Source organism: Candidatus Rokuibacteriota bacterium (genome assembly GCA_016209385.1).
GTDB lineage: Bacteria > Methylomirabilota > Methylomirabilia > Rokubacteriales > CSP1-6 > JACQWB01.
This window is the reverse complement of sequence record JACQWB010000261.1, coordinates 1-22,020: the sequence shown is the minus strand read 5'-3', so window position 1 is coordinate 22,020 and position 22,020 is coordinate 1. Positions and strand designations below refer to the sequence as shown.

General features: G+C 67.4%; 20 protein-coding genes and 1 pseudogene. 4 read left to right on the top strand and 17 right to left on the bottom strand.

Going from position 1 to position 22,020, the window contains the following annotated elements:
- Positions 1-90 precede the first annotated feature (90 nt).
- The 9 genes from HY726_19600 to HY726_19560 all read right to left on the bottom strand — a co-directional run bounded on the left by HY726_19600 (position 91) and on the right by HY726_19560 (position 8,387).
- A complete protein-coding gene (locus HY726_19600) occupies positions 91-861 on the bottom strand; it encodes a high-affinity nickel-transport family protein (protein ID MBI4611200.1) in 771 nt (256 codons plus the stop codon).
- Positions 862-875: 14 nt separating this feature from the next.
- Positions 876-1,955, bottom strand: a complete 1,080-nt coding sequence (locus tag HY726_19595) for a DUF3179 domain-containing protein (GenBank protein MBI4611199.1) — start codon at positions 1,953-1,955, stop codon at positions 876-878.
- Positions 1,956-1,981: 26 nt separating this feature from the next.
- Positions 1,982-2,620 carry a class I SAM-dependent methyltransferase gene (locus HY726_19590; GenBank protein ID MBI4611198.1) on the bottom strand — a complete coding sequence of 213 codons (639 nt, stop codon included), beginning with the start codon at positions 2,618-2,620 and terminating at the stop codon, positions 1,982-1,984.
- An 8-nt stretch (positions 2,621-2,628) separates the two neighbouring features.
- A complete protein-coding gene (locus HY726_19585; GenBank protein ID MBI4611197.1) occupies positions 2,629-4,893 on the bottom strand; it encodes an AAA family ATPase in 2,265 nt (754 codons plus the stop codon).
- 10 nt (positions 4,894-4,903) lie between these two features.
- On the bottom strand, positions 4,904-5,443 hold the full coding sequence (locus tag HY726_19580; protein MBI4611196.1) for a hypothetical protein: 540 nt from the start codon (positions 5,441-5,443) through the stop codon (positions 4,904-4,906).
- A gap of 18 nt (positions 5,444-5,461) precedes the next feature.
- The gene (locus HY726_19575) at positions 5,462-6,001 is read right to left on the bottom strand and encodes a hypothetical protein (GenBank protein ID MBI4611195.1); all 540 of its coding nucleotides are present in this window, start codon (positions 5,999-6,001) and stop codon (positions 5,462-5,464) included.
- An 18-nt stretch (positions 6,002-6,019) separates the two neighbouring features.
- Positions 6,020-6,559 carry a hypothetical protein gene (locus tag HY726_19570; GenBank protein MBI4611194.1) on the bottom strand — a complete coding sequence of 180 codons (540 nt, stop codon included), beginning with the start codon at positions 6,557-6,559 and terminating at the stop codon, positions 6,020-6,022.
- A 114-nt stretch (positions 6,560-6,673) separates the two neighbouring features.
- A complete protein-coding gene (locus tag HY726_19565; GenBank protein ID MBI4611193.1) occupies positions 6,674-7,468 on the bottom strand; it encodes an ABC transporter permease in 795 nt (264 codons plus the stop codon).
- A complete protein-coding gene (locus HY726_19560; GenBank protein MBI4611192.1) occupies positions 7,452-8,387 on the bottom strand; it encodes an ABC transporter ATP-binding protein in 936 nt (311 codons plus the stop codon). The genes HY726_19565 and HY726_19560 overlap by 17 nt, the downstream gene beginning before the upstream one ends.
- A gap of 76 nt (positions 8,388-8,463) precedes the next feature.
- On the opposite strand from HY726_19560, the gene HY726_19555 reads away from it, so the two are divergent.
- Positions 8,464-8,820, top strand: coding sequence for a Rieske (2Fe-2S) protein (locus HY726_19555; GenBank protein ID MBI4611191.1), 357 nt, complete (start codon positions 8,464-8,466; stop codon positions 8,818-8,820).
- Between the two features lie 67 nt (positions 8,821-8,887).
- Here the strand turns inward: HY726_19555 and HY726_19550 are convergent, their stop codons facing one another.
- Positions 8,888-10,627, bottom strand: coding sequence for a glycosyltransferase family 39 protein (locus tag HY726_19550; GenBank protein MBI4611190.1), 1,740 nt, complete (start codon positions 10,625-10,627; stop codon positions 8,888-8,890).
- 43 nt (positions 10,628-10,670) lie between these two features.
- Between HY726_19550 and HY726_19545 the strand changes: the two genes are divergently transcribed.
- Positions 10,671-11,513 (top strand): alpha/beta hydrolase, encoded by an 843-nt coding sequence (locus tag HY726_19545; protein ID MBI4611189.1) that lies wholly within the window; start codon positions 10,671-10,673, stop codon positions 11,511-11,513.
- 76 nt (positions 11,514-11,589) lie between these two features.
- Here HY726_19545 and HY726_19540 read toward each other — a convergent pair whose 3' ends face one another.
- The 3 genes from HY726_19540 to HY726_19530 all read right to left on the bottom strand — a co-directional run bounded on the left by HY726_19540 (position 11,590) and on the right by HY726_19530 (position 16,859).
- A complete protein-coding gene (locus HY726_19540; protein ID MBI4611188.1) occupies positions 11,590-13,764 on the bottom strand; it encodes a tetratricopeptide repeat protein in 2,175 nt (724 codons plus the stop codon).
- Between the two features lie 259 nt (positions 13,765-14,023).
- Positions 14,024-16,105 carry an adenylate/guanylate cyclase domain-containing protein gene (locus tag HY726_19535; GenBank protein MBI4611187.1) on the bottom strand — a complete coding sequence of 694 codons (2,082 nt, stop codon included), beginning with the start codon at positions 16,103-16,105 and terminating at the stop codon, positions 14,024-14,026.
- A 25-nt stretch (positions 16,106-16,130) separates the two neighbouring features.
- On the bottom strand, positions 16,131-16,859 hold the full coding sequence (locus HY726_19530; protein ID MBI4611186.1) for a competence/damage-inducible protein A: 729 nt from the start codon (positions 16,857-16,859) through the stop codon (positions 16,131-16,133).
- Positions 16,860-17,149: 290 nt separating this feature from the next.
- Here HY726_19530 and HY726_19525 point away from each other — a divergent pair, with 290 nt between their 5' ends.
- Both HY726_19525 and tcuA read left to right on the top strand, forming a co-directional pair.
- Positions 17,150-17,962, top strand: a complete 813-nt coding sequence (locus HY726_19525) for an SDR family oxidoreductase (protein MBI4611185.1) — start codon at positions 17,150-17,152, stop codon at positions 17,960-17,962.
- Positions 17,963-17,965: 3 nt separating this feature from the next.
- The gene (tcuA, locus tag HY726_19520; GenBank protein MBI4611184.1) at positions 17,966-19,456 is read left to right on the top strand and encodes an FAD-dependent tricarballylate dehydrogenase TcuA; all 1,491 of its coding nucleotides are present in this window, start codon (positions 17,966-17,968) and stop codon (positions 19,454-19,456) included.
- A 367-nt stretch (positions 19,457-19,823) separates the two neighbouring features.
- Here the strand turns inward: tcuA and HY726_19515 are convergent, their stop codons facing one another.
- The 4 genes and pseudogenes from HY726_19515 to HY726_19500 all read right to left on the bottom strand — a co-directional run bounded on the left by HY726_19515 (position 19,824) and on the right by HY726_19500 (position 21,772).
- A complete protein-coding gene (locus HY726_19515; protein ID MBI4611183.1) occupies positions 19,824-20,195 on the bottom strand; it encodes a heavy-metal-associated domain-containing protein in 372 nt (123 codons plus the stop codon).
- Positions 20,196-20,370: 175 nt separating this feature from the next.
- A complete protein-coding gene (locus tag HY726_19510; protein MBI4611182.1) occupies positions 20,371-21,135 on the bottom strand; it encodes a hypothetical protein in 765 nt (254 codons plus the stop codon).
- 20 nt (positions 21,136-21,155) lie between these two features.
- Entirely contained in the window at positions 21,156-21,542 is a 387-nt protein-coding gene (locus HY726_19505) for a FixH family protein (protein ID MBI4611181.1), read from the bottom strand.
- Positions 21,539-21,772 (bottom strand): annotated as a pseudogene (locus tag HY726_19500) (thioredoxin family protein). The gene HY726_19505 and the pseudogene HY726_19500 overlap by 4 nt, the downstream one beginning before the upstream one ends.
- Between the last annotated feature and the right edge of the window lie 248 nt (positions 21,773-22,020).

Genomic DNA, 22,020 nt, shown 5'->3' with positions numbered 1-22,020 from the left:
TCCTGGGGGAGGCTTCGGAGGGGGCCCGGGCGGGTACCCGGGCCGGAGGCCCGGGTGCGCCGAAGGCGTGGGTGTCCCCCTCCGATGGTCCTACCCGGTCAGAAGCCGTTCCACAAAACCGATCCGGTAGACGAGGAAGCATCCCACAGCCAGCGCCAGGAGCCCGGTCCCGACGGACAGGACGTGATTGATCCCCGCGAAACGGCGCGCGCTGATCGCGAAGGGAAGCACGAGGACCGCAGCGATCGCCATCATGCCGGCCATCGTCCCGGCCCCGAAGACCGCGAGGTAGGCAACCGCCCACACCGGGTTCTGAATCGTGGCCAGGATCAGAAGACCGGGCACCGCGCTCCCGGCGAGCCCGTGGACAACACCGATCGCAACGGAGCGAAGCGCCCGGCCCACCCCCACAGCCCCGAGCGCAGCCAGAAGCCAGCCCGCCGGGTGGAGGTGGGGGTGGCGATGGGCCACGCCGTCGTGGGTGTGAACATGGCTGTGAAACGCGTGCCGGTGGCCGTGCTCATGCGCCGTCCGCGCGTGCTCCGGATGAACGCGCCGGACGCCGCGAAAGCACCACGCGAGCCGGACCAGTCCGAGCCCGACCAGCATCACCGCCACCGCGAGCTCCAGGGAGAGCGCCACGGCCGGCGGAACGGTCAGGCTCAGGAGGACGATGGTCCCGCCCACCACGGTGAGCGTGAGCGCGTGACCGAGCCCCCACAGGATCCCGACCAGGACGCCAGACCGCCAGCGAGGTTCGCGGCTGGCGATCGTCGCGACAGCGAGGACATGGTCAGGATCGGTGGCGTGCTGGATGCCGAGCAGGAAGCCGAGCCCGATGACCCACGCGAGGGAAGCCATGCGGGCTCATGCTATCACGGCTGATAGACCTGTGTCTTCGGTTGAAAGGCGGCCCACGCGAACCAGAACGCGTCGACGTGGATGATCGGCCTGAGGGTCTTCCCAGCGAGCGGCCCCTGGTACGCCCGCCCGAGCAGCGACCAGAGGCTGCCTGTCTCTCTGTCCTTGAACCCGGTCTCGGTCGGCTCGAAGGTGAGGGGCTTGCCGTCGAGCACGGGCCTGAATACGGCAGTGGCACCCACATCTCTCGACTGAGCGATCAGGTTGTGATCGAGCGCCGAGAGCGTGCCCGGGCGGTGGAAGATCACGAGCGGTTCCCCGTCTACGGTGTCGGTGAGCACTCGCCGCTTGGCCAGAACGCTGAACGGGTACGCCTTTGCGCTAGGGCCGATCACGACCCCGACCACGCGCTCCTTCGGGGGAAGCCGGCGGTCCACCTGATCGAAGAAGAGAAACGGGGGCAGGTTCGGCTCGTCGTAGCCGTCATACGGGTTCAGGCCGTACGCGCGGCGGTGCCCCGTCTCGCGGGAGAGGACCTTGCCGCGCGGAAAGAGCGCCTTCCACTCTCCGTACGCGATCGTGTTGGAAGGCAGCCAGGAGAGCTTCGTCCCGGCCAGGTCTCCCACGATGGCCCGCCCCTCCATCTGGGACCAGAGCGAGTGGGTTTGCCGGTCGTACATGACGAGGTCCGACTTGTAGAGCATCCCGGACGTGCCGAAGTCCAGGAGCCGGTCACCGAGCTTGCGGTCGAAGACGATGCCGGAATTGCAGAGCGGACAGTACGTCACGCACACGGGCCGGCCGCCGACAGTGTCGTTGACGATCTCGTGCCACGTCAGGATCTGAAGCGGGTAGGCCCGGGCCTCCCCGTTCACCTCCACCGCGAGCACCGGCTCCTTGGGGTTGAGCCACCCGTCGGCCTCTTTGGGGCCGACAAACTTGGGCGCATCGATGGCGGGAATGCCGTCGGGCGGGGGCCCGCCCGGGATGATCTCGCTCAACGGCACCAGCGCCTTGGTCCGGTTGGTCTTGAGCTCAATGGCCCCCAGCGGCCCCGAGAAGAGGAGGACAACCGCAAGCAGGATCAGGAGGATCTCCCTGGCTCGTGTCCGCATCGGCGTCACTCCTTTGAAGAGGGTCCGGTGACGTCACTCTGGCCCGGCGCGGGCGCGCGCGCTATGAGAGATTCCACACTGTGGTGGTGCGGGGTCCCATCCTGGTCGCACGCGATCCGCCCTCCCTTCTGCTGGAGAATCGACCACCCGCCGTAGAAGCCCGCCAGCTCGCCCGGCGCAAAGTAGTCGATGATTTCCCCCTTCTCCACGTATACCTCCTGGTCGGTGAAGACCACGTGAGCGTGGAGCCCTCCCGGGCGGGTCAGCACCTGGAGGCGTGAAAAGAAGCGGGCTCGCCTCGCCCTGGGTACGTAATGGACGGCGCCGCAGGAGTAGACCGCGTCGAAAAGGCCCTGGTAGGTCAGGCGCGCCATGTCCCCCACGAGCCAGCTCACGCCCACTCCCCGCGTCTCCGCAAGGCGCCGGGCCTTGGCGATTCCGGCGGGGGAGGAATCCACGCCGACGACGTCCAGGCCCTGGGCGGCGAAGAAGACACTGTCCCGTCCCTCGCCGCACCCCAGGTCCAGGAGGCGGGCACCGGGGAGAAGCATGGCCGCCACCTGTCCGGCGAAGCCCGAAGGCTCGGTCCCCCAGATGTACCTCTTCGGCGTGCGCCGATACTCGCGGGCCCACGGGCTCCGCATTGAAGCCTCTACCGCTCGCCGACGATGAAGTGGAGGCCCGCGAGTTTGAGGCGGATTGCGTTCACCTGGTCTTTTCCCGCAGCCGCCGGGTGCTCGGTCGCCAGATCGAGCGCGGCCTGCAGATGGCCGATGGCCTCCTGGTTGGCGCCGACGGCCACCGCGCCATCAGCGGCTGTTAGCAAGTATGGTAGCGCCTGCACCGGCCGATCGCTCTGTGCCCAGTGGTGGGCGAGCTGATCGCAGACCTCCTCTGTCCGGCCGCGGTAGAGCTGCTCCAGCATCTCGCCTGCACGCCGGTGGCGAGTTTGCCGATCCGCCTGAAGGAGAGCACCGTAAGCGACCTCCTGGGTCAGGACATGGCGAAACGCGAGGCTCGCCAGCGGGCCCTCGGCCTGGCGGTCAAGAAACCCCCGTCGCTCGACCAGGGCCAGATCCTCCTCGAACCGATCGGAGGAAACTAACGCGCGCAAGTGGGCAAGCGGAAAGCGCTTGCCGAGAACGGCCCCGTCAGCAAGAAGCTCGCGGGCGGAAGCCTGGAGCCGATCGATTCGGGAGGAGATCAGGGCGCCGATGGTGGCAGGGATGACCCCCTCCACCCGTTCGCGGAGGTCATAGGCTCCGTGCTCCAGCACCAGGGCACCTCGCTCCCGGAGCGCGCGCACCAGCTCCTCCACATAGAACGGGTTCCCCTCCGACCGCGCCGACACGGTCCGGCGCAGACGGTCGGTCGCCGGGTACGGCTCCACCTGAGCGTTCACGAGGGCGTGGACGTCCTCCGCCGAGAGGGGCTTCAAGAACATCTCCCGCACCCCGGCGAGCTCGAGGTTGCTGCCGCCGAGGGGAAGACGGGAGGTCATCAGCAGCATGAGACGAAGGCTCCTGGCCTCACGCCCCAGGTGCCGGAGCAGCTCATCGGATGACGGGTCGAGCCACTGGAGATCCTCGATCACCAGCAGCCTGGGCGCCCGCCGACACTCTTCCTTTATCCAGGCCGTCACCGCCTCGCGTAGCCGGTCTCTCCGATCATCGGGCACGCCGCCTTGGCGTTGCGAGAGGGCCTCGCATGAGGTTCCCAGGATCGAGAGGATCTCCGGCGCAGCGCTTGAGAGGTCGGGGGAGAGATCCCAGAGCCGGCGATGGAGATGATCTCGCGACGCTGAGGCGTCGGCCTCTGGAGCAATTCCGGCTAATTGCCTTAGAAGCTGGCGGAAGACAAAATAGGCAGCGCCCCGCGCGTGGGAGAGAGCCGCACCCTCGATTCGCTCCGTGATCCCGAGGCTTCGTTGGAACTCGTAAGCAAGGCGTGACTTCCCGATCCCGGGCTCCCCGACCAGACACACCGCCTCCCCTTGCCCGTTCAGCACCCGCGCCCAGCACTCGCCGAGCGTGAGGAGCTCGGTCTCACGCCCCCGGAACGGTGAAACGCCCCGCCGTAACGAAGCCTCCAGCCGCGAGAGGACTGTCCCCTCCCCTTCCAAGACATACGCCTCCACCGGCTCGGACACCCCGCGCACGCGCACCGGACCCAACGACCTGAAGCGGAAGTAGCCCTCACCCAGGCGGTAGGTCGGAGCCGCCACCAGGATCGTCCCGGGGTCGGCCGCCTGTTGCATGCGGGCCGCCAGGTTCGTGGTCAGGCCCTGGGCGGTGTAGTCCATCCTCAGGTCGTCGCCGATGGCGCCGACGACAACGGCCCCGCTGTTGAGTCCGAGCCGCACCTGGAAAGAGATGCCCTTGTCGCGTCGAAGCGCAGCGGCATACTCCCCAAACCTTCGCTGGATCTCCAACGCCGCGTGGAGCGCCCGGCGGGCATGGTCCTCATGGGCGATCGGCGCCCCGAAGAGCGCCATGATCCCATCCCCGGTAAACTGATTGACGGTCCCCTCCCAGTGATGGACGGCGTCCAGCATCAGCTGGAAGGCCCCGTCCATCACCGCGTGGAACTCCTCGGGATCAAGCGCGCTGGCCAGCTCGGTCGAACCCTGGACATCCACGAAGAGCACGGTGACCTCTTTACGCTCGCCCCTGAGGGCCCGTCCCTCGGTGAGGATGCGCTCGGCGAGGTGGTGCGGCGTGTAGGAGACCGGGGCGCGCGAGTCACGCGTCCCGGTGGGCGGCGTCACGGTCAGCGCGGCCCCGCAGCTGTCGCAGAACCGCGCGCCAGAGCGCACACTCTGGGTGCAAGCGGGACAGCGTACCTCGAGCGGCTGGCCGCAGGCATCGCAGAAGCGGGCGCCCTCGCGGTTGTCCTGTCCGCACGCCTGGCACTTCACCACAGCCCGGCTACTCCTCCCGAAGCCCCGCGTCCACAGCGCTTGCCAGCGTCGTCGCAAGGTTCCAGAACGCCGCCACCCCGATCATTTCCAGGATCTCGTCTTTAGCGAATCCGGCCCTCTCCATCTCACGGAAGTCATCGGACTTCAAGCCCTGAGGGTCCCGCGCCACCCGGAGCATGAATTCAACGACACGCCGCTCACGCTCGGCAAGTGGTAACGTAGCCGGTACGCGGCACATGTTATCGAGGGTCCCCTCGTCGAACCCGAGAGAGGACAAAAACTTCCGGCTTCCATTGAAGCACGCGCGACATCCTTTGGCATGCGCGATCAGCATACCCGCAATGTGCTGACACGCCCCTAAACGGCTCGGAATCGGAAGGAGCCCCTCTATGGCCTCGACATAGGCCTTGAGTACCCGGGGATTATTGGCGTAGGCGTAGTACTCCGAGCTTATTCGGTCGGATCTTCTGCGCTTCTTGATGATATCGATACTCTCCCTCGCCTCTGGCGCGAGCCGGTCGTCAGGGACGTATTCGAAGAACGCCATGGCTCACCCTCCTGTCCGTCACTCCTCGGCAAGCCAGCCGACCTGCGAGAGCGTGAACGTCATGTGCATGTTCGCGCACGCGGCGAAGGCGATGGTCTCCAAGATTTCGTCTTTCGACAGCCCGGCTGCCTCCATCTCTCTGAAATCCTTGAGCTTGGCCTGCCCCGGATCGGTAGCTAGCCTCAGCGCGTACTGAACGAATGCCCGATCGCGTCCCTTCAGCGGGAGAGATTCCGGCTTAGCGCAGACCGAATCGAGCATGGCCTGATCCCAGCCGAGCTTATCGAGTCTTGAGCGCGAGTAGGAGAAGCAGACCTGGCAGCCCTTCATATGAGCAATGAGCATCCACGCCAGATTCTTGACATCCCAAGGGAACCGGCACTGATGGAAGAAGTTGTGAAACCCGGTGAACCGCGCCTGGATGATCTTCGGCAGGCGGGCGAAAGCCCTCCAACCGACGGGAACCTGGTCATGCCCAAGGAGGCGGCAATACTCCTCCAGCATCTGCCTGACTTCGGGAGTGAGTTCGTCATCGGACGGGAGCTCGAAGAACGCCATCGCACGCCCTCCTGTCGGTCACTCCTCGGCGAGCGCCGCTACCACGGATTGTGAAATGACGATATTCATAATCCAGAACGCAGCGAGGCCAATGATCTCTTGAACGTCCTCTTTCGAAAACCCGTGTCCGGCCATCTCCTTGAAGTCCTTCGGTTTAAGATTCGCTGAATCCGTCGCGATCTTGAGCGCATATTTGACGAAAAGGCGATCACGCTCCTTGAGCGGGAGCGTATCGGGGTTAGCACAGATCGCGTTCAGGGTGTCGTTGTCGAAGCCGAGCTTATCCAGCGCGAAGCGGGCGGTAGCAAAGCACGACTGGCATCCCCTAGCGTGGGCGATGAGCAAGACTGCAAAGTTCCGCGCATCCCAGGGGAATTTACACTTAAAGTGTAGATTCTCGGCAGCTTTCACTCTGGCCTCGGTAATCTTGGGGAAGCGGGCGAGCGCCCGCCAGCTGGGGGGAACCGTTTCAGACCCGGCGAGGCGCCGGAGCTCGTCCAGCATCCGCCTGGCTTCGGGCGTGAGCTCTTCGTCGGAAGGGAGGTCGAAGAACGCCATGATACCCCCTCCTCTGGCTGGCGAGCACGTGCGGTCGGGACCAAACGCGGGTTTTTTGTGAGGCGAAAGTAGCACGGCTCGCCCGCGGTCGGCAAGACAGAAGCCGACCGGAAGTCACTCCGAGAGCTTCAGGAGGAGGCCGGTCCGGCGGGCGCGGGTGACCGCGGAGGTCAGTGCCCAGTGCCCCGCGGCCAGGTAGGCGGCCGCCAGGAGGAAGCCCCAGAGCCACGGCCACTGGAACTGGGCGGCGAACCCGTAAGGGGCACGGAAGGCATCCAGGAAATACGTGATCGGGATCACCGCCGCTAGCCTGGCCACGGGGTCCGGCAGGACCGACACCGGGTAGTAGATGCCGCAGAGGACCAGCACCAGGTTCACCGCCGACCAGGCCGAGACCTCCGCCCGGGTGCCGAACAGCAGGACCAGGGAGCAGACGAAGAGCCCGACCGCGAAGGCGGTGAGGAAGCACCCGAGGAGGAAAAGCACGAGGGACGGCCACCCCGGTGTCAGGAAGTCGAACCCGAACGCCCGGCCGCTGACGACGGCCATGAGGGCGAAGACGAGAAGCCCCCGCCCCACTCCGACGAGCCACGCCCCCAGCGCGAGATGGCGGATCGAGATCGGCGCCAGGAACTGGTGCTTCACGCTCTTGGACCAGATGTCGAAGAGGACCGCGTACGCGACGTCGAGCTGGCAGACCTGGACCGCGGACAGCGCCATCGTGCCGATCAGGACGAAGGCCGCATCCTCGGCGGACAGATTGAGGAAGCGGGTCATCAGCCCGATCGAGATCACGCCGATGAGCGGCCAAAAGACCAGCTCGAAGACGAAGAAGACGTTCCGGCCCGCCATGAGCAGGCTCCGGTGGGCGAACGCGTAGATCCGCACCGCCTCACTTCGCCAGCTCAACGAAGACCTCCTCCAGGTCGGGCTCGCGAACGTCCACGTCGCGCACCGACACGTTCTGCTCGTGAAGCCACCGCAGGATCGCCGGCAGGCGCCGGGCCGCCGAGTCCACCGTGCACTCCACGCGGCCGTCCTTGGAGACACAGCCGAGGATGCCGGGAAGGTCGCCAAGCTCCGCCCACGCGCCCCCGTCGAGCTGGAGCGTGATCACGTCGCCGAGCCGGATCTGGCGCTTGAGCTGCTCGGTCGTGCCGAGCGCCAGGATCCGCCCGCTCTTGATGAAGGCGATCTCGTCGCAGAGCTCCTCCGCCTCGCGCATGTAGTGCGTCGTGAGGAGGATCGTGGTGCCGCGGTCGCGCCGGAGCGCCGCGATCTGGGCCCGCAGGCGGATCGAGATGTCCGGGTCGAGGCCGAGGGTCGGCTCGTCGAGGAACAGGAGCTCGGGATCGTTGAGGAGCGACTTGGCCAGGCTCAGGCGCTGCTTGATCCCGGTCGAGAGCTCGTTGTACGGGACCCGCCGGTGGCTCTCGAGCTCGCAGAGGTCCATCAGCGCCTCGACCTTCCGACGGAGGGCCCGTCCGTGAAGGCCGTAGAGGCGCCCGTAGAAGCCCAGGATCTCCGGCGGCCGGAGGCTCCAGAGGAAATTCGCGTTGCCGCTCGCCATGTTGATCCGGCGACGGATCCGGCCCGCCTCGCGGACGACGTCGTGACCCAGCACCGTCGCCCGCCCCCCATCCGGCAGGAGGAGCGTCGCCAGGATCGAAATGAGGGTGGTCTTCCCCGCGCCGTTGGGGCCGAGCAGCCCGAAGATCGTCCCGCACGGGATGGCCAGGCTCACCCCCGCAAGCGCCGTGGTCGTCCGGCGCGAAAGCGCCCCACCGCGGAAGGTCTTCGTCAGCCCGTGCGCCTCGACGGCAAGCATGATCGTCTCATCCTACCAGATTGAATTCGGGCACGCATTCTGCTAGGGTCTCCCCCACCCGTACGAGGCCGTATCAATGACCGAGGACCGCCAGTGGCGCCTGCCCGTCGGCGCGCTCCCGCCGGGCCAGTCGGCCAAGTTCAAACTCCGCCGGGGTGACAGGACCGTGGATGGGTTCGTGATCAACCACGACGGTCGCTTCTACGCCTACGTCAACCGCTGCGCCCACGTGGGCACGCCCCTGGACATGTGGCCCAATGAGTTCTTCACCGAGGACGGCCGCCACCTGATCTGTGCCACCCACGGCGCCGTGTACGAGCCGGCGACCGGCCTCTGCGTCGCCGGCCCGTGCCCGGGTGCCTCCCTCACACCGCTTCGCGTGGTGGTGGACGGTGCCGAGGTGGTGATTTCGTACCCGGAGGACGCGGAATGATGCCCGCGGACGACGTCAAAGAGGTCGAAGCGGCCAACGCCCGCTTCTACCGTGCCTTCGCGAGCCGTCAGCGGTTCGTGTAGAGCCAGCGCCCGCCGACCCTGAGCAAGAGGCGCACGCTGCCCGGAGGAAGATTGCGGACCACGCTCCGATCGGGCTTCACGACGGAGACGAGGAACACCCGCGCGGGCCCGGCCCAGGCCCGCCGCAGGGAATCAGCGCTCCAGAAGATCTCACGAGCTTCGGGAAACGTCGCGCCGAACGCCAGATTGGACTGCAACCCGTCCACGATCCTGACGGGCCGGTCGAGGCCCAGGACAAGGCTACCGCTGTTCTCGAGGGCCCCTTCGTGCACCACGAGGTCCTGCGGGCCGGCGGTCTGCTTGAGGACGATGACGATCGGCAACACCGAGCGAGCCCGTGCGAAGTGCGTCAGCCCCTCCACGGTCACCGGCAGGAACGCCACCATCACCCCGAGCAGTACGCCCAGGCCGACGCGGGGAAGCCGTCGCCACACCGCGACCGCGATGCCGAGGCTCCCCGCGCCGAAGACCAACGCCAGGGTCGCCATCAGGGGACGGATCTGCTCGTAAGGGATGAACGGCGCGCTCTGCCCGCGCGCCCCCAGGTTTCGGCTGTAGAGGTCGACGAGCGACAGGGTGCCCGACGGGAGCGTGACCTGCCCGCGCCAGGCGACAAAGCACAGGGCAGCCAGCCCCGCCAGCACGATCAGCGGCGGCACCAGGAGCGCCCGGGTGGACGGCGCGCCCGGACCTCCGGCGAGCGCGTCGTCCCAGATCTTGGCCACGAGCAGGGCCATAGCAGGGAAGGCGGGCAAGCCATAATGGGGGAGCTTGAACGGCGAGAACGTGAAGAAGGCCAGGACCAGCGCGCTCCAGAGTCCCAGGAGGAGCCAGACACGCGCCTCCCAGCTCTGCCAGGGAGCCCGCAACGCGCGGGCGAGCGCCCACGGGAGCGCGAGGCTCCAGGGGAAGAATCCGACGGCGGTCACGCCGACGAACTCGGCGGCGGTGAGCGGCACGTCCTCGTCGGGGAAGACGCGCTGGCGCGTGAAGTTCAAGATGTGGTTGTCCACCACCGTGTACCACAGGAAGGCGGGGTTCTTCCACTCCACCGCGGCGTACCACGGGATCGCGATGAGGGCGAGGATGCCGAGGCCGGCCCACGGGAACCAGCGCGCCGCGGCGGGCCGTTCCCGGATCACGAAGAAGAAGACGCCGAAGACGACCAGCGGCCCCACGGCGCCGAGCAGGTCTTTGGCCACCACGGTGGCCCCCAGCGCCCCGTAGCAGACGAGCAGCGGCCAGCGCGCGGTGCCGCCGTACGCCAGGATGAACCCGGTGTAGGCGAGGAGGATCAGGAAGACGAAGATCAGGTCCGGCTTCACGAAGCGGCCGAAGAGGAACACCTCCAGGTTGGCGACGACGATCAGGCCCGCGATGAGCCCGAGCCGCTCGGACCCCACCCGCGTCCCCAGCCACGCCGTGAGGAAGGCCGTGCCGACGGCGGCCAGCGCCGACCAGAAGCGGGCCGCCCACTCCGACGGGCCCACTATCCAGAACCCGGCGGCCGTCAACCAGTAGAGGAGCGGCGGCTTGTCGAAGTAACGGACGCCGTTGAAATGCGGCGTGATCCAGTCGCCGAGCACGACCATCTCCCGCGCGACGGCGGCGTGGAGTCCCTCCGGTGGATCCACAAACGGGGCCTGTCCGAGCCGGACAAAGTAGAGCGCCGCCGCCACGAGGCCCACCCCCAAGAGCATCCCACCGAGCTTCCCTTGGCGCATGTCCCTGAGGTCGCGGCGGCGCTAGGGTAGTATGGGAGATGCGATGAAGTGGGCGCTCATCCTGCTCGGGGTCGGCGTGCTCATGTGGGGGTGCCGCGAGACGGTGGAGCGCGCGTTGATCTACGTCCCCAGCCGCGAGCTGATCGGCTCACCGGAGACCATGGGCTTGACCTATCGCGACGTGTGGTTCGAGGCCGAGGACGGCGTGCGCCTGCACGGCTGGTACGTTCCCGGCCGCCTCCCGATCACGCTCCTGTGGTGCCACGGCAACGCCGGCAACATCAGCCACCGGCTCGACAACATCCGGGAAATCCACCGCCGCCTCGGCCTCGGCGTCTTCATCTTCGACTACCGTGGCTACGGCCGGAGCGACGGACGTCCGGGCGAAGCCGGGCTCTACCGGGACGCGCGCGCCGCGCGCGCCGCGCTGATCCGCGAGGGCCCGTCCGCCGAGCGGATCGTGTACTTCGGGAGATCGCTGGGAGCCGCGGTCGCGGTCGAGTTGGCCCTGGCCGCGCCGCCGCCGCCGGCGCTGATCCTCGAGACCCCGTTCCTGTCCGTCGCGGCGATGGCGAACCGGGTGCTCCCGGGCGCCGGGCTGCTCTTCAAGAGCCGGTACGACTCCCTCGGGAGGATCGGCCAGCTTCGCTCCCGGCTCCTGATCCTCCACGGCGACGCGGACGAGGTCGTCCCCCACGAACACGGGCGCCGCCTCTTCGAGGCGGCTCCTGAACCGAAGGCATTCTACACGATCCGCGGCGCCCACCACAACGACACGTACCTCGTCGGGGGCCGCGACTACTGGGCTGCGTGGGCCCGCTTCATCGGATCGGTCTTCCCGGACGCGGGCGGACAAGTCACACGCCCCCACGGCTCGCCCGGCTGAGCGCTCGACAAAAAAAACGCCGCACCGCCGTGTGCCGGCGGTGCGGCGCGTTCGCGTCGCTGTGCGCTTCGGCGGCTTACTGCTTGGACACCGCCAGCTGCTTCAGCCGGGCGCGGGCCTGCTCAACCCACTTCCCGGTCCCCCCTTCCCGGATGAAGGTCTCGAAGGCCTGAATCGCGTCCTCGGGCCGCTGGGCCAGGTGCATGTGGAGGAGGCCCAGCGCGAAGTGGCCCCACTTCAGGCTCGGATCGTCCTTCACCGCCTGGGCGAGATCGGCGACGACCTCGCGCACGAAGACGCGCTGCGCGTCTCTCGCGAAGGCGGTCTCGAAGGCGCGCATCGAGGCGTCGAAGTCGCCCAGACGCAGGTGACCCAGCGCGAGGTTGTACCAGGCCGCCGGGTGGTCGGGCGCCATCTCGGTAACCCGTCGGCTCGTGGCCACGCTCTCGCGGTACTCGCCGACCTGATACTGCATCCAGCCGAGGTTGATCAGCGACGGCAGGTCGCGCGCGTCCACCTCCAGGGCTTTCCGGTACTCGGCGATGGCCTTCCGGTAGTCCTTGAGCGTCGCATAGGCGTTGCCCAGGCCGCGGAACAGCGAGAGGTTACGCGAGCCGAGCGTCACCGCCTTCTGATAGGACGCCAGCGCGGCCCCGTGCTGCCCGAGCTGGAACTGGGCATGGCCGATGTTCTCGTGGGTGTCGGGATCGTTCGGGGCGAGCTTCGCCGCCGCCTCGTACTCGGTCAGCGCCGTCGTGAACTGCTCCTGCTGGAAGTACGCGTTCCCGAGGTTCAGCCGCGCGTGCGCGTTCTTCGGATCGAGCCGGAGTGCCTCGCGGAACTGCCCGACCGCCTTCGCGTAGTCCTTGAGGCCCAGCGACACGACCCCGAGGTTCTTCGGGATCGAGGCCACGTCCGGCGCGAGCCTGGACGCGGTCTCAAGCGCGGCGATCGCCTGCGAGTACTCGCCGCGCTGCGTGTACAGGACGCCGAGGTTCTCATGGGGGGCGTAGAACGCCGGATCGAGGTCGATCGCACGCCGGAACTCCTGGATCGCCTTGTCATAGGCCTTGATCCGGTAGTAGGCGTGGCCGAGGTTATTGTGGGCGTGCGCTGACTTCGGATCCAGCGTCACGGCCTTCTCCAGGGTCTGAATCGCGACCTCCGGACGCTTGAGCTCCAGGTACACCAGGCCGAGGTTGCTGTAGCCCTCGGGGAAATCCGGACGCACGCTCACCGCCCTCTCGAGCTCTTTGGCTGCTTGCTCGTAGGAGCCGAGTGCGTTGAGGGCGAGCCCCAGGCTGTTGTACGCGATCGCGTTGGAGGGGTCCAGGCGGATCGCCTCTCTGAACCGCTCCGCCGCCTTCGCGTGCTGGCCGAGCTGAGCGTAGACGAGACCCATGTTGTGGAGCGACGTCACGTCCTTGGGATCCTGCTTGAGCGCGGCCTGAAAGTGTCCCAGCGCCACGTTGTACTCACCCCAGTCCATGTGCACGTTGCCCAGGCCCCGCCGAGCCTCGACGTTCTGGGGGTTCAGCGTCAGCACCAGCGAGTAGCGCTTGAAGTCTTCGTTCCGCCGCGACGCATCACGGTAGTTGGCCTTGACCACGAGCACCGTCTGGGTGAACGACTTGAGGCTCGCGGTCCACTCGATGATCCGCGCGATCTCGGACTCAGGGGCCCGCGCAGGGGCTGTCGGCCGCACGCCGACCTTCCCCTCGCTCTGCTCCAACGCCTTGACCCGGACGTCGCCAGCCCGGTTCGAGACGCGAACGACGCCGTCCAGGACGGTGATGGTGGTGCGGTCGGCCGACACCATCACGTCGAACTTCGTTCCCTCGACGGCCCCGTTGACGCCCTTTCCGACAACGTTGAACTGGCCCTTGACCGTGCTGAAGATCTCGCCGGCCGCGACCTGCACCCCTTTTCCGGCCTTGGCTGCCTTCGGCAGGAGCTTCAGGTGCGTGTTGGCCTGGAGCAGGACCTCACCGCTGCGGTCGACGTACTCGACGCGGATGCGCGCCGCGCCGGTTTTCATCTCGTCCTTCTCGAACAGCGCCAGGCCCTTCTTGCTCGGCACCCACTCCTGACTGGCCGCGCGAAAGACTTTCGCGTCCGATGCGGTCTCGACCGCCTTGTCTCCCTCAACGATTCCGACGATCTTCCCGATCGGCGTCGCCGCCCAGGCCTGCCCGCAGACGAAGGCGACCAGGAGAAAAATGATCGGCGAGACCCCGAACCACTTCTTCATGATCAACCCTCCCATGACGCTGGAATCATCGCACCAATCACGCTCATCCGCACTCCCGGACTGGTAGGTGAGCAAAGTTCACGCCACTTTGCACCGGCGCTCGCGCCCGGCTCCCCGACCGCAATGCCCACCCGGGATATTGGATAACATCGTATTTTATATACGGTTCCCATCCCGGCTCGACTCGGCAACCACCGGTCCAAAAGGCCCCCGCTGTCCTACAAATTTTGCGGTACGGCTTCCAATTTTGATGCCGGGGTCAAGCCTCCGCCGGCCTGCCGACCGCCACGACCTCATCGACGAGCCTATCGAACGTGAAAGCCTGCGGCACATCGGGCCGGTTCTTGAGCGTGACCGGGACGGTGCGGCTCCGGATGCGGTGCTTGACCTCCTCGTAGGTCGTCGGCCCGAGCAGCGCGAGGCAGTCGAACTCCCCCTGAGCGCTCTCGAGCCGGGCAGCCAGATCCACGTTGTCCCCCATCACGTCGAGCTGCTTCTTGGCCGAGCCAAGGTAGCTGATGCTCACGAGCCCGGTGTTGATCCCGATGCGGATGTCCGTGATGCCTTCCCGGTTCTCTCGCTTCCACTTCTCGACGAGCCCGGCCAGACCCTCCCGCATCTCTTTCGCGGCGAGGATGGTGCGGAGTCCGGTCGCCTCCTCGTACATCGGATAGCCGAAGACCGCCACGACCGCGTCGCCGACAAACTTGTTCACGTACCCGCCGTGCCGGTAGACGACCCGCTCCACCATCTGCTGGTACTCGGTCATGATCTGGCGCACGTGGGTCGGCGGGTGGGAATAAGAGAAGGCCGAGTAGTTCCTGACGTCTGAGGCGAGGATCGTCACGCGCTTTCCCAGGGTCCCCTGCTGGAAGGCGCGGTCCTGCTCCAGCCGGCGGACAGCCTCCTCTGGCAGGCCCAACGACCGCCGCAGCTCTCGCATCGCGACGATCTTCTCCCTCGCGGTCACGCTCGCCCAGACCAGGCCCGCTGCCACCGTCGCCGGGATGACTTCCAGGCTCACGGGGTTCCGCATCAAGCCCAGGCTGATCGCGAGGCCCCAGTAGCCGACTACCAGCGCCGCCACCAGGACCACTCGCGGGGTCCGGCGAAAGCGGCCACAGATGATGGCCGCGACGCTCGCCACGGCAAAGATCACCACGGCGCTCCACGGAAACTCGATCGGCCGTGCGACACCGCGCAGAAGCGTGTAGAGCGCGTTGGCGTGAATCACCACCCCCGGCATCTGGCTCTCCACCGGCGTGTCGAAGAAATCCTTGGACGCCTCGCGAAACATGCCGACCAGCACGTACTTCCCCTTGAAGCTGCCGGGTGGAAAACGCGTCTCGTAGACGTCCGCGTACGGAATGATCTGAAAGGTCTTGCTGGATGGGCCGGCGTACTCAATGGGCACAAGGCCCTCGCGGTAGCGGGGAAAGTCCTCCAGCCGCTTCCCCCCCGCCAGCGCCACTGCGACGGAAAAGGCCGGCACGAGGCGCATGACCTCGCCTCCCGCGGCACCGTCGGGCTGGAACATCGACACGTAGCGGATGAGGTTGGTGACCCGGTCCGGCTGAAGATAGACCGAGGCCACCTCCGTCACCGCCTCCCGCACCGGCGAAGCCGGGTAGCGTAACCGCTCCTGCCTGGTGTCATACGACATGCCTACCACAACCCCCGTGCCCTTCGACCGGGCATGACGGATGCCTTCGAGAAACGGCGGGTCGTGCTCGGCGTTCGGCACGCTGAACAGCACATCGAACCCCACTGACCGGGCGCCGTCCTCAGCCAAGATCTTCAACAGCTGCCCGTGATGGCCGCGCCAGCGCGCGCCCCACTCACCGAGCTTCGCCACGGACTCATCATCAATCGCAACCACCACGACTTGCTTTACGACCCCGCCCCGGCTCTGGTCAGGCCGGACCCACCCCTTCGGGTACTCGGCCAGGACCTCGACTGGCTGGAAAAGATTCAGCTCGCGGGCCCCGACGACCAGCACGCCCACAACGAGCGCGAGGAGCCAGGTGCGTTCCAGCAGCGATCGGGGGACCTCGCCGAACGGTCGCGGAACCTTCGCCAGGACGCTCGCGAAGCCTTCGCGCCACGCCCGCTTCGGTTGCGGGGGCGCCACCACCCGGCGCGTCGGCTCCGGCGCCGGAACCGGGGCGGGCGCCACAGGCGCCTCCGCCCGGACCGCCCGAGCCCCGAGCTCCTCTCGCAGCGCCCGGATCTCCTGCTGCAGAAGCCTGAGCTCCTGCACGAGGGCCTGCTGGCCCTCGTGGACCGCCCGGAGCGAAGCGATCAGCTCTTCGAGGCGCCGATCTTCGCCGCTCTCCGTCATCGTCTCAGCCCGGACGCATCCGCCTTCACTCGACCCTCACCACGGCCTCCGCGGGAAGCCGGCTGAGGAAATCTGCGAGAGCCCGGTCCAGGTAGGCCCGATCCTTGGACTCGAGCGTCACCTTCACTTTGTACTCCGGGTTCAAGAACTCCGGGTACGAGCCGAGCATCAGGCGCGGGTAGGCCTGCAGCAGGTCGTTTAGAACATCGGCCAGGGTCCCCTCTCCGATCCCCACGAACACGCTCCTGAGGAAGTACGGCGTGTCGCGGAAGCGATCCTTGATCGCCTCGAACTTCTGCCTGAAGATCTCCGGCACACCGGGGAGGATGTAGATGTTCCGGACGACGACGCCGGGGAAGGCCAGGGAGTCGCCGGTCACGAGCTCCGCGCCCGCGGGCACCTCGGCCATCTTGAGGCGCGCGGCGTTGAGTCTGCCCTTGGAGTACCGCTCGAGCAGCGCGACCAGGCGCGGGTCCCGGACGACCTCGGCGCCGAGGGCCCGGGCAACCCCCTCGATGGTGACGTCGTCATGGGTCGGACCGACCCCGCCCGAGGTGAACACGAAGTCGTAGGCGCGACTGCATTCGGCGACCTCCCGCGAGATCACGTCCACCTCGTCAGGGATCACCGCGATGCGGCGGACCGCCACGCCCAGGGCGCGGAGCTCCCGGCAGAGATACGCGGCGTTGGCGTCGACGATCTTTCCCGAGAGGATCTCGTTGCCGATCAGGACAATCCCCGCGGTCTTCTCCATACAACTCACCCCAATTGTAGACAACGACCCGCCCCCATGCCACCCTTTTTCTGGCGTGTTACAATCAGCATGCCCATGGACCAGCTCCCGGCGCTCCTCGCTCCTTCCGCTACGCCGCCCGGGGGCGCCGCCGTCCAGATTCTGGCTCGACGCGCTGCACTGGCTCAACCCCTCGCCGCTCCCAACCCCGGGCTTCCTCCTGTCCCACCTGGCGGGCCGGACGCGCTGGCCGGGACACTGCTCCCCGGTCTGATCATCTGACGCGCGGCCGGGCTAGGATGCAACCACGCATGGACGCCTCACCGATCCAGCTGAGCGGGTGGGCCCTGGTGCTGGGCGCGTCCTCGGGTTTCGGTGAGGCAACGAGCCTCGCGCTGGCGCGCGCCGGGCTCGACATCTTCGGCGTCCACCTCGACCGGAAGGCGACCGCCGCCAACGTCGAGCGGATCGGCGCCGAGATCAGAGCCTTGGGCCGCGAGGCCTCCTTCTTCAACATGAACGCCGCGGACCCCGAAAAGCGGACCGAGGTCCTCGAACATATCGAGCGCACCCTCGCGGAACGAAACACACCGGGAACGCTCCGGGTGCTCTTCCACTCGCTCGCCTTCGGGACGCTCAAGCCGTACGTAATCGAGCCGCTGAAGGAAGCGGTGAGCCAGGCCCAGATGGACATGACACTGGACGTGATGGCGCACAGTCTCGTCTACTGGTCCCAGGAAGTGGTCGTCCGCGGGCTCATGGCCGACGGCGGTCGCATCTTCGCCATGACCTCCGCGGGCGGCACGCGGGTCCTGCCCTCCTACGGTCCGGTGTCGGCGGCCAAGGCCGCGCTCGAGTCCCACGTGAGACAGCTCGCCCTGGAACTGGCCCCGCGGGGCATCACGGTCAACGCGATCCGCGGCGGGGTGACCGTGACACCGGCCTCGACCAAGATCCCGGGGAGCGACCAGCTCTTCCAGAATGCCGCCCGTCGCAACCCCCACGGACGCCTCACGACGCCCCAGGATGTGGCCCGTGCCGTCGTCGTGCTCTCGCACCCGGACACCTACTGGGTCACCGGTAACGTCATCGGGGTCGACGGCGGCGAAGACATCGTCGGGTGAGCGATGACCGACGGCGCCGCTGACGTCGTGGTGGTCGGGGGCGGCAACGCGGCGCTCTGCGCCGCGCTCGCGGCGCGGGACGGCGGCGCGCGCGTCGCCCTCCTCGAGAAAGCCCCCGAGCCCCAGCGGGGTGGGAACTCGTTCTTCACCGCGGGCGGCTTCCGCTTCGTCCACGGTGGGCTCGAGGACCTCCGAAAGGACGTCATCCCCGACCTGACCCCGGGGGAGGCTGCGTCGGTCGAGGTTCCGCCGTACACCGAAGAGAACTTCTACGATGACCTGATGCGCCTCAGCGAGAACCTCGCCGACCAGGACCTCGCCGACGTCCTCATCACGCGCTCGCGCCCGACGGTGGTCTGGATGCGGAGCCACGGCATCCGCTGGATCCTCATGTTCGGGCGCCAGTCCTTCAAGGTCGGGACCACCCACCGCTTCTGGGGCGGGCTCACCGTGGAGGCCGTCGGGGGCGGACCCGGGTTGGTCCAGGCGCTCTACGATCGGGCGGCGGCGCTCGGGATCGAGGTCCGCTACGAGACCAAGGCCACGCGCCTCCTCCTGGACGAGCGGGGCGCGATCCGCGGCCTCGCGTACCGCGGGCCGGCGGGCTTCGGCGAACTCGCCGCGCGCGCGGTCGTGCTGGCGTCCGGCGGCTTCGAGGCCAACCCCGAGTGGCGCACCCGCTATCTCGGCCAGGACTGGGAGCTGGCGCGCGTCCGCGGCACCCGGCACAACACCGGCGACGGGATCCGCATGGCGCTCGAGATCGGCGCCCAGCCCTACGGCCACTGGTCGGGTTGCCACGCCGTCGCCTGGGACCTCAACGCCCCGCCCTTTGGCGATCGCCGCGTGGGTGACCTCTTCCAGAAGCATTCCTACCCGCTCGGCGTGGTCGTCAACGTCAAGGGCGAGCGCTTCCTCGACGAGGGGGCAGACTTCCGCAACTACACCTACGCCAAGTACGGCCGCGAGATCCTGAAGCAACCCCAGCGCGCCGCCTTTCAGATCTTCGACCAGAAGACGGTTCCGCTCCTGCGGGAGGAGTACCGCATCCGCGAGGTCACCAAGGCGGAAGCCGGCACGATCGAGGAGGTGGCGCGGAAGCTCGAGATCGACGCGGTGGGGCTCGTCCGAACCGTCCGCGAATTCAACGCGGCGGTCCAGCCCGGCCCGTTCAACCCGGCGATCCTGGACGGCAAATGCACGAAGGGCATCACGCCCCCGAAGTCCAACTGGGCGCTCCCTCTCGACTCGCCCCCCTTCGTCGGCTACGCGGTGACCTGTGGGATCACCTTCACCTTCGGCGGCCTACGGATCAACACGCGCGCGGAAGCCCTCGACACCGAGGACCGTCCGATCCCGGGCCTCTATGCGGCGGGCGAGCTGGTGGGCGGACTCTTCTACCACAACTACCCGGGCGGGGCGGGGCTCATGGCAGGCGCGGTCTTCGGCATGCTGGCGGGCGAAAAGGCCGCCACCTACTCGAAAGCCGCGTGAGGGCTCGCAGGCCGAGCGCAGGACCCTAGGAGCGTGTCGGAGTAATGCCCTTCGAGCGCGGGCTTGGCCCGCGCAAGCGATTCCTGGGGGAGGCCTCGGAGGGGGCCGGCGAGGCCCCCTCCGATTGTCTAGAGGTGATCGATAAACTCCTTGCAGCGCTTCCCGCCGCAGAAGAGGAGGTCCCAGAGCACAAACAGGCTCAGCACCGCCACTCCCAGGACAAGCCAGCTTAGCCAGCTCACGCGCTCACCTCCCTTCCTCCACCCCGTGGCAGGACGCTCGGCACGGGGACGGCCTCGCTACTTGAGATGCCTGAGCGGAAGGCCTGGATACAGGGGGCTGAAAAAGTGTGAACTGCCGGGCAGGATCAGGGTGAGCCGGAGCGAGCCTTGAAGCCTGCGCCCTCAAGCGCCGCCACCAGGTCTCTGACGCTCGTTGTCAGGCGGTCGTAGTCGACGAAGACCTCCCCGTCCCTCGGATCCACAGTCACGCCCCTGACCCCTTTGACGGCCTTCAAAACCTGCTCCACCTTCCGGACTGTCTTCAGGTCCGTGAGCCCGTCAACGTAGAGCGTGGGCTTGGGAGCCGCCGTCACCGACAGGACGGAGGCCGGAAAGCCGAGCCGGTCGATCGCCGCAGCGAGCTTCTCGGGTGTCTGCTTGGCGTCGTCGTAGACGACCCGCGCCTCCTCGGTCTCCAGACGCACGTGGGCTCGCTTGACTCCCGGCAGCCTCTCCAAGGCTGTCGCGACCGAGATCGGTCAGGATTGGCAGACCATCCCCTTCACATTGAGGATGGCGAGCTTCAGCTCGGCGTGGGCGAGTTGGGGAATCGCCAGGGTGAGAACGCCCAGGAGCGCGGCAAGGAAGACGCGACGAACTTTCATAGAAACCCTCCGCACCGGGGCGGCGCCGTCACATGCCGGCCGCCACGTAGTAGTAGCCGAGGTAGAGGCCAGCGAGAACGAGGACCAGGCCGCTCGCGCGCTTGATCCACACGGTAGACGCCTGAAGCCGATGGAGCAGGTTCGCCTTCGCCAGCCCGACCAGGAGGCTGGTCAGGAGCATCATGAGGGCCATGGCCGAGGCAAAACTGACAAAGGTAAGCAGCGCGGCTCCCGAAAACCCGCTGGTCAGCGGGAGGACGATCATCGAGACATAGATCGGAAGCGTGCAGCCCGTGGACGCCAGCGCGTAGCCGAACCCGTAGAGGAAGATGCCCGCGCCGGCGGGGATGTTTCTCCCCGCCACACCCAGCGGGAGGGCCAGCGACCCGAGACGCACGTCGGCGAGGAGGATGAGACCCAGCACGACAACCGCCAGGGCGATCACCGGCTTGGTGGCAATCAGGTATGTCGAGATCGCGCCGCCGAGCAGCGTGATGGCAACGCCGACAATCGCGAAGAACAGGGAGCTTCCGGCGGCGCAGGTGACCCCGAGCAGCAGCGCCCGGCCCGGGCTCTCGCGGCCCGCTCCTGACGACGCAAGATAATAGGAGATATAGCCGGGGAAGAGGGCAAAGGCACACGGGGCGAAGAACGCCCCGATCCCGGCCACGAAGCCGAAGGCCGCCAGCGTGAGCGGCGAGTCGAACTCCACCCACCGGAGCCCGACGAGGGCGCCCTGGTTCCAGGCCAGCCATCCCCCGAGGGCGAGGAGGAGCAGGCCTCCCAGCGCCACGCCGACCGTGAGGCCAGGCCCTAGCGGCCGACCTGCTCGGTAAACGACAGCTCCAGCGGCTTGCTCGTCTGGACGATTCGGACGGTCAGTCGCCACGCTCCCTCCATCGTGAACAGTACCTTCCCCGAATACAGGCCGGCCCGCGAACTCTCGGTCAGCGGCGTCAAGACCGTCATGCCGTCAGGCATCCTCCCCATGAGCGTGACCTTGGCTCCGGCCACCGGCCGACCAGCGGCATTTTGCAACGAGAGGGTGTACACGGTCTCACGCCCTTGAGCCGGCCTGGCGGGGTCGCTCGAGAGCTCGACCGTAATCTCCCGGGCCTCGGTCCTGAAGCTGCCTGCCCCGGCTTCGCACGGGAGCAGGAGGAGCCCGACAAGAGCACCCCACGGCCCCCACCGCGTCATTGTCCGGCCCCAGCCGCAGCGGCTTCCAGGCGCCCCAGGAAGGCCTGCTCCTTCGGGACCCCGCTGAACTCCAGGCGGCCGTTGATGATGATCGCCGGCACGGCCATCACCCCGTACCGCGGTGCAAGCTCCGGGTGCTCTGCGAGGTCCCACTCCCGCACCTCGAGGCCCGGGAAGCGCTCCCTGGCTTTCTCGATCGCCCGCAGGACCAGCGCCCTGGCCTCCTGGCACTTGCCTCATCCGGGGGCGGTCAGGATCTCAACCGTCAGCATGCTTTGACTCTACTTATAGTCAAGCTCAAACGCCACTTGTAGCGGTTGCCCGGGGCGCGCGATGGCAGCCGTCACGGCGTACTGGCCCTTTTCGGGCAGGCTGATGTGGGCCCCGTAGCTACCGGGCATCGACATGAGCTTCACGCTTCTGGTCAGCGCGCCCTTCTGGGCGGTAAGCGTGACTTGAAGGTCGGGCACCACGCCGT